This window comes from Streptomyces sp. sk2.1 (assembly GCF_008120935.1).
Lineage (GTDB): Bacteria > Actinomycetota > Actinomycetes > Streptomycetales > Streptomycetaceae > Streptomyces.
In genome coordinates this window covers 324,473-331,786 of the sequence record NZ_RDBO01000055.1, presented here as the reverse complement: position 1 = coordinate 331,786, position 7,314 = coordinate 324,473, and the positions used below count along the sequence as shown (strand labels likewise).

Annotated in this window: 6 protein-coding genes; 2 read left to right on the top strand and 4 right to left on the bottom strand. The window is 70.1% G+C overall.

Annotation, left to right across the window (positions count from 1 at the left end):
- Positions 1–603 precede the first annotated feature (603 nt).
- On the bottom strand, positions 604–810 hold the full coding sequence (gene bldC / locus EAO76_RS18780) for a developmental transcriptional regulator BldC (protein ID WP_003949541.1): 207 nt from the start codon (positions 808–810) through the stop codon (positions 604–606).
- 551 nt (positions 811–1,361) lie between these two features.
- A complete protein-coding gene (locus EAO76_RS18775; RefSeq protein WP_148837078.1) occupies positions 1,362–2,204 on the bottom strand; it encodes a hypothetical protein in 843 nt (280 codons plus the stop codon).
- Positions 2,205–2,379: 175 nt separating this feature from the next.
- Between EAO76_RS18775 and EAO76_RS18770 the strand changes: the two genes are divergently transcribed.
- Both EAO76_RS18770 and EAO76_RS18765 read left to right on the top strand, forming a co-directional pair.
- The gene (locus EAO76_RS18770) at positions 2,380–3,471 is read left to right on the top strand and encodes a Glu/Leu/Phe/Val dehydrogenase dimerization domain-containing protein (protein WP_148837077.1); all 1,092 of its coding nucleotides are present in this window, start codon (positions 2,380–2,382) and stop codon (positions 3,469–3,471) included.
- Between the two features lie 315 nt (positions 3,472–3,786).
- Positions 3,787–4,041, top strand: coding sequence for a DUF3073 domain-containing protein (locus EAO76_RS18765; RefSeq protein ID WP_148837076.1), 255 nt, complete (start codon positions 3,787–3,789; stop codon positions 4,039–4,041).
- Between the two features lie 244 nt (positions 4,042–4,285).
- On the opposite strand, the gene purM is transcribed toward EAO76_RS18765, so the two are convergent.
- Positions 4,286–5,359, bottom strand: coding sequence for a phosphoribosylformylglycinamidine cyclo-ligase (purM, locus tag EAO76_RS18760; RefSeq protein WP_148837075.1), 1,074 nt, complete (start codon positions 5,357–5,359; stop codon positions 4,286–4,288).
- A gap of 60 nt (positions 5,360–5,419) precedes the next feature.
- Positions 5,420–6,946: an amidophosphoribosyltransferase gene (gene purF, locus EAO76_RS18755; RefSeq protein WP_148837074.1), complete on the bottom strand. Its 1,527-nt coding sequence runs from the start codon at positions 6,944–6,946 to the stop codon at positions 5,420–5,422.
- Between the last annotated feature and the right edge of the window lie 368 nt (positions 6,947–7,314).

The following is a 7,314-nucleotide window of genomic DNA, read 5'->3' as shown; positions in this document are numbered from 1 at the left end:
CGGGCCCGTTTCCCTCCCCGRACCGCCCGCGCCGCTCCCGAGGCGCCGGAGACGCCCGGGAGGGCCGGGGCGAAAATCCCCGCGCCCGGGAAAGCCGGGACGAAAGTCCCCCCGCCGAGCGACCAATGGCGAGGCGTTCCGCTTCCCGGCGGTGGCAGGCTCGTCAGCAGCGGGACCCGTGCGGTGTGACGGGAGTCACTCAAGGAGTTCTGAGAAGGGGTGACCTTACACCCGTCCTACAACTGCCGAATTTAATATGTGCAATTGCACCACCTGGACGAGAACCCCGTGGGACCATCCGGGCCCACCCCGTCCCGGCCTCCTCGGACGGCCCGGCCCGGTCGTGCGCGAACCCGCCCGGGAACACCCGGCAACGCGCAGGCACGTACAGGCGCGTGCGGGCGCGCACAGGGACGCGCGGGCGTGCGCGGGCACAAAAAGATCGCGCTGGACCCGGCGGAGTCCAGCGCGATCGAACGACGCACCCGTATTTCACAGGTATGGCGCCCGTTGGGGCGGGCGCCCGTCATTTGGAGCCATTGGGTGGGCCTGTGCGGGTTGGGGGACCCGGAAGCCCGGTTGTTGTGCGACGCAGGGGGTGTGTCAGGCCTCGCTGCGCTGCTGCGGAATACCCGCAAGCAGTGCGCGGACCTCTGCCTCGCGGTACCGGCGGTGTCCACCGAGCGTACGGATGGACGTGAGCTTGCCGGCCTTTGCCCAGCGGGTAACCGTCTTCGGGTCCACGCGGAACATCGTGGCAACCTCAGCCGGGGTCAGCAGCGGCTCGGCATCAGGGGTGCGAGCAGTCATGAGCGGCCTCCTCGGGAGAACCGAACCATCTCGGTTCTTTCCTCTAAATTCTGCACCTTGACCCGCGTTGCCCGAAATGGCGGACGCGGGCCGAGTCGGTTATAGGACGAACGGCTTGTCCTCGGCACTACAACTACACCATCCGTCCAGCCACGTCGGCCAAACCGATGGAATTGCCCTCCCAGGTGTTCATCAGCGACGGAAGCCGATGGACCATGCCATAGCGGACAGTCACACCGCCGTGACGATCAGTCACAGAGCGATCAGGAGTCACCAGACCCCCCATAGCGTGCAATGCAGAGCAATCCGCCCTTAGTTGGGCGGAAGGAGCCCTCCCCGGACTCCTTGTCCTATTTTGGCACGAGGAGTAGGGAACGGCGCAAGGGCCCAGTTAGTGCTATCCATCACGCTTGAGGCAAAGGCCCGGTTCGGGACGTAGGTCCCGGACGGACTTCCGCCTCCACGTCCCCACGTACCGCACGGGGCACCGGTTCACATCACATCGGATTCAGATCACACCGGAACGAGAACCGGACACGGAGCGCGCCCCGTCAGTTCGCGAACTGACGGTCCTTCACCGCTCGCCAGCGCTCCGCCAGCCGTCCGTACGCCGCGCTCGCCCCCTCGGTGTCACCGGCCCGCAGCGCCTCGATGCCCTCGGCCACGTCGGCGGCCGACCGGTCCCCGGCGAGCTGCCCGGCCGGCAGGGCGTGCACCAGGCCCGCGTAGTCCAGCTCGACCAGCGCGCGCGGATGGAACTCCTCCAGCCAGCGCCCCACGTCCACGAGCCCCTCGACCAGCGGACCCTCGTCCACCGCCTCCCGCATCGTCCGCAGCGCCCGTGCCAGCCGGCGCCGGGCCTGCACCATGGGCGTCCGGTACCGCAGCACGGGCGCCGCGCCGTCGCCGCCCGCCGCGTACTCCCGCTCCTCGTCGGAGAAGAGCACGAACCAGCGCACCGGCACCTGCCACACCGAGGTGCGGATCCACGGCCTGGCGTCCGGATTCCGCTCCGCCCACCGCTCGTGGTCCGCGACCGCCTGCCCGCGCACCACCGGCGGCAGCACCGCGTCGAGCACGGGGGCGGGGAACATCTCCGCCAGCTCCTCCAGGGCCAGCCAGCCGCGCAGCCTGGTCCGCCACGGACAGACGCACACCACCCCGTCCGCCTCGACGACGAACGCGTCCCCGCTCTCGTGCGCGGGCACCCCGACCGGCGGCGTGGCCGCCAAGTCGGCCAGCGAACGGCGCAGTTCGTCCTGGGCCGTGGGGCGCCCGGAGCGCTCCGCGTACCGGGCCCAGTGGCTCCGTTCGGGCTCCGGGAAGGCGGCCAGCGGCTCGTACACCCGGAGGTAGGACGCGTAGGGGACGAGCACCGAAGACACCACCGACATGCAGCAGATCGTGTCATGCCCGTACTCCGCCGGGGGGTGATCCCGGCACCGGAACAGATCTACGTGCGCGTAGGACTTACGCTCTTGCCCAGTCGGACCTGCCATGTCGGCCGGTCCACGGCCCTCCCCACCTTCAGGAGGGTCCTCCGCCGCTTCGTACTTGGGAGTCACCACAGTGACCGATGTGACCGGCGCGCCTGCTGATGTACTGCACACCCTGTTCCACTCGGAGCAGGGGGGCCACGAGCAAGTCGTGCTCTGCCAGGATCGCGCCACCGGCCTCAAGGCCGTCATCGCCATCCACTCCACCGCCCTGGGCCCGGCCCTCGGCGGCACCCGCTTCTATCCGTACGCCTCCGAGGGAGAAGCCGTCGCGGACGCGCTGAACCTCGCGCGCGGCATGTCGTACAAGAACGCCATGGCCGGCCTCGACCACGGCGGCGGCAAGGCCGTCATCATCGGCGACCCGGAGAAGATCAAGACGGAGGAGCTGCTGCTGGCCTACGGCCGGTTCGTGGCCTCGCTCGGCGGGCGCTACGTGACCGCCTGCGACGTCGGCACCTACGTCACCGACATGGACGTCGTCGCCCGCGAGTGCCGCTGGACCACCGGCCGCTCCCCCGAGAACGGCGGCGCCGGCGACTCCTCGGTGCTCACCTCCTTCGGCGTCTTCCAGGGCATGCGGGCCTCGGCCCAGCACCTCTGGGGCGACCCGACACTGCGTGGCCGAAAAGTGGGGGTCGCCGGAGTCGGCAAGGTCGGCCACCACCTGGTCGAGCACCTGCTCTCGGACGGTGCGGAGGTCGTGATCACGGACGTCCGGGAGGAATCCGTGCGCCGGATCACCGAGCGGCACCCCGAGGTCTCCGTCGCGGCGGACACCGACGCGCTGATCCGCACCGAGGGCCTCGACATCTACGCCCCGTGCGCGCTCGGCGGCGCCCTGAACGACGAGACCGTCCCGGTGCTCACCGCCAAGGTGGTGTGCGGCGCGGCCAACAACCAGCTCGCGCACCCCGGCGTCGAGAAGGACCTGTCGGACCGCGCCATCCTGTACGCGCCCGACTACGTGGTGAACGCGGGCGGTGTCATCCAGGTCGCCGACGAGCTGCACGGCTTCGACTTCGACCGGTGCAAGGCGAAGGCGACCCAGATCTTCGACACCACGCTGGCCATATTCGCACGTGCGAAGGCCGACGGCATTCCGCCGGCCGCGGCGGCCGACCGGATCGCCGAGCAGCGGATGGCCGAAGCGCGCCGTAGCTGAGGGTCGTCGACCCGTCGCCGTACGCGTGCGGCGACGGGTCGGGCCGAGCGGCCGCCGACCGGCGAGACGAGACTCACGCCGGTCGGCGGGTCGCCCGCCAAGAAGAGGTTAAAATCGCAGTTGACCAGCAAGGACGGGGCTCCTCGCAGGTCTCCTTCCGGGGTGCGTGATGCGGGCGACGTACCGTACGGCCGCGGAAGCAGGTACCGTTGAAGCCCTACGGGCACGGTCTCTCCATGCGAGAGTCCGTCCTGAAACATGAACGCGTGTCAAGACTCTGGGGCCGTCGAGCCCCGTCACCGAGGGGGTCGAGCCATGGGGCGCGGCCGGGCAAAGGCCAAGCAGACCAAGGTCGCCCGCCAGCTGAAGTACAGCACCGGCGGGACTGACCTTTCGCGTCTGGCCAATGAGCTGGGCGCATCACCTTCGAGTCAGCCACCGAACGCGGAGCCGTTCGAGGACGACGAGGAGGATGACCCGTACGCACAGTACGCGGATCTGTACAACGACGACGAGGACGAGGACGAGGACGACAAGTCCGGTCCGTCGTCACAGCGCCGCGGCGCTTGACCTCGCGCTGACACATCAACCCGGTCCGGGCCTGTCCCGGGCCGGGTTCTGTGCTGCCCCGGCCCGGTTCCTCCCCGCACACCTCATGCGTGGAAACCGGTGTCCATGACCTGCTCCCGCCCTCCTGACCTGCCGTGATTCCGGCGGTCGGGGATGTCGGGGGCTTCGTGCACACCGGGCGGTCCCGGTGTGCACGTCCAGCTCGTCCATGTCGCACCAGGTCGTCCCGGTGTCCCATCGATGCCTAGCGGGCGTACTCGCCGACGAGCTCCGCACCCGAGGTGTGCGCCCCTCGCCCGATGATCTCGCCCGCGGCCCAGGACTCGACCCCGCGGTCGGCCAGCGTCGTCAGTGCCGCGTCCACGGACTCGGCCGGCACGATCGCGATCATGCCGACGCCCATGTTCAGCGTCTTCTCCAGCTCCAGCTGCTCGACCCGTCCCGTCCGGCCGACCACGTCGAAGACCGCGCCGGGCGTCCAGGTGGAACGGTCGACCCTGGCGTGCAGTCCGTCCGGGATGACCCGGGCCAGGTTGTTGGCCAGGCCGCCGCCGGTGACGTGGCTGAAGCCGTGGACCTCGGTCGTACGGGTGAGGGCCAGGCAGTCCAGCGAGTAGATCCGGGTGGGCTCCAGGAGCTCCTCGCCGAGGGTCCGGCCGAACTCCTCGACCTGGCGGTCCAGCGACCAGCCGGCCCGGTCGAAGACGACGTGGCGGACGAGTGAGTACCCGTTGGAGTGAAGACCGGACGACGCCATGGCGATCACCACGTCGCCCTCGCGGATGCGGTCCGGGCCCAGCAGCCGGTCGGCCTCGACCACGCCCGTGCCGGCCCCGGCGACGTCGAAGTCGTCCGGGCCGAGGAGGCCGGGGTGCTCGGCCGTCTCGCCGCCGACCAGGGCGCAGCCCGCCAGGACACAGCCCTCGGCGATGCCCTTCACGATGGACGCGACCCGCTCGGGGTGGACCTTGCCGACGCAGATGTAGTCGGTCATGAACAGCGGCTCGGCACCGCAGACGACCAGGTCGTCGACGACCATGCCGACGAGGTCGTGGCCGATGGTGTCGTACACGCCCATCTTGCGGGCGAGGTCGACCTTCGTGCCGACGCCGTCGGTCGCGGAGGCCAGCAGCGGACGCTCGTAGCGCTTGAGGGCCGAGGCGTCGAAGAGGCCGGCGAAGCCGCCGAGGCCGCCGAGGCCCGCGACCTCGGGGCGCTGCGTCTTCTTCACCCACTCCTTCATCAGCTCGACGGCGCGGTCGCCGGCCTCGATGTCGACGCCCGCTGCCGCGTAGGAAGCACCTGTTGTCTCAGACATTGCCTGGGATCTTTCGTGTGGAGATACGGGGCTGGTGGCCGGAGGTGGACGGCCGGGCCGTCACGGGCGGCGCAGCGCGTCGGTCGCGGCGGTCGCCGCCGGGCCTGCCGCCAGCTCGGTCTCCAGCAGCTGCTTGCCGAGCAGCTCCGGGTCCGGGAGCTCCATGGGGTACTCGCCGTCGAAGCAGGCGCGGCACAGGTTCGGCTTGGCGATCGTGGTCGCCTCGACCATCGCGTCGAGCGAGATGTAGGCGAGCGAGTCCGCGCCCATCGACGTGCCGATCTCCTCGACCGACATGCCGTTGGCGATCAGCTCGGCGCGGGTGGCGAAGTCGATGCCGAAGAAGCACGGCCACTTGACCGGCGGGGACGAGATCCGGATGTGGATCTCGGCGGCGCCGGCCTCGCGGAGCATCCGGACCAGTGCGCGCTGGGTGTTGCCGCGGACGATCGAGTCGTCGACGACCACCAGGCGCTTGCCCTTGATGACTTCCTTGAGCGGGTTCAGCTTGAGCCGGATGCCGAGCTGGCGGATGGTCTGGGAGGGCTGGATGAAGGTCCGGCCGACGTAGGCGTTCTTCACCAGTCCGGCGCCGAACGGGATGCCGCTGGCCTCGGCGTAACCGATCGCGGCGGGGGTGCCGGACTCCGGCGTCGCTATGACCAGGTCGGCCTCGACCGGCGCCTCGGCGGCCAGCTTGCGGCCCATCTCCACCCGGGAGAGGTAGACGTTGCGCCCGGCGATGTCGGTGTCGGGGCGGGCCAGGTAGACGTACTCGAAGACACAGCCCTTGGGCTTCGCTTCCGCGAAGCGCGAGGTGCGCAGGCCGTTCTCGTCGATGGCGACGAGTTCGCCCGGCTCGATCTCGCGGACGAAGCTGGCGCCGCAGATGTCGAGGGCGGCGGTCTCGGAGGCCACCACCCAGCCGCGCTCCAGCCGGCCGAGGACCAGCGGGCGGATGCCCTGCGGGTCGCGGGCCGCGTAGAGGGTGTGCTCGTCCATGAAGACGAGGGAGAAGGCGCCCCGCACCTCGGGAAGCACCTTCGCGGCGGCCTCCTCGATGGTGAGCGGCTTGCCGTCGTCGTCGGTCTGGCCGGCGAGCAGGGCGGTCACCAGGTCGGTGTCGTTCGTCGCGGCGACCTGGGTGGCGCGGCCGTCCTTGCGGGGAAGGTCGGCGACCATCTCGGCGAGCTGGGCCGTATTGACCAGATTGCCGTTGTGACCCAGGGCGATCGAGCCGTGCGCGGTGGCACGGAACGTCGGCTGCGCGTTCTCCCACACCGAGGCACCGGTGGTGGAGTAGCGGGCATGACCGACCGCGATGTGGCCCTGGAGGGATCCCAGAGACGTTTCGTCGAAGACCTGCGAGACCAGTCCCATGTCCTTGAAGACCAGGATCTGGGACCCGTTGCTCACTGCGATGCCCGCGGACTCCTGTCCACGGTGCTGCAGGGCATACAGTCCGAAATAGGTGAGCTTGGCGACCTCTTCGCCCGGAGCCCAGACACCGAAGACGCCGCAAGCGTCCTGGGGGCCCTTCTCTCCGGGGAGCAGGTCGTGGTTGAGTCGTCCATCACCACGAGGCACACCACCGAGTGTAGGCGAGGTCGACCACTGGTCCGAATTCGGGACACCGCGCCGGACCACCGGGGAAGCGCTCCCGAGGAGGGTGCGGGACCCCTTCCGGGCGATCACTCGGAGTGATCACCCACGGGGTCCGGCGGGCTCGGAGGACGGGGCGCGGACCGGCCACAGGGCGGCGGCTGCGCGGATCAGCGCCCCTGGGACCGTCGAGTTCCGGCCATTCGGCGCGGGGGTGCACCGGGCCCTATGGTGGCGCTCGGTGAACCGGTCGACGGACCGTCGCGGAACCCGGCCGAACGTGCGTTTCGTGGCGAGCCTCACATCGAACTCCGCCCTACTCGCCGGTTCGCGGATCGTGTCGCCGGGTCCGC

Bases quoted from the DNA above. Each gene is read 5' to 3' on its own strand.
- EAO76_RS18775 (WP_148837078.1), bottom strand. From the start codon at position 2,204: ATGTCGGTGGTGTCTTCGGTGCTCGTCCCCTACGCGTCCTACCTCCGG.
- bldC (WP_003949541.1), bottom strand. From the start codon at position 810: ATGACTGCTCGCACCCCTGATGCCGAGCCGCTGCTGACCCCGGCTGAG.
- purM (WP_148837075.1), bottom strand. From the start codon at position 5,359: ATGTCTGAGACAACAGGTGCTTCCTACGCGGCAGCGGGCGTCGACATC.
- EAO76_RS18765 (WP_148837076.1), top strand. From the start codon at position 3,787: ATGGGGCGCGGCCGGGCAAAGGCCAAGCAGACCAAGGTCGCCCGCCAG.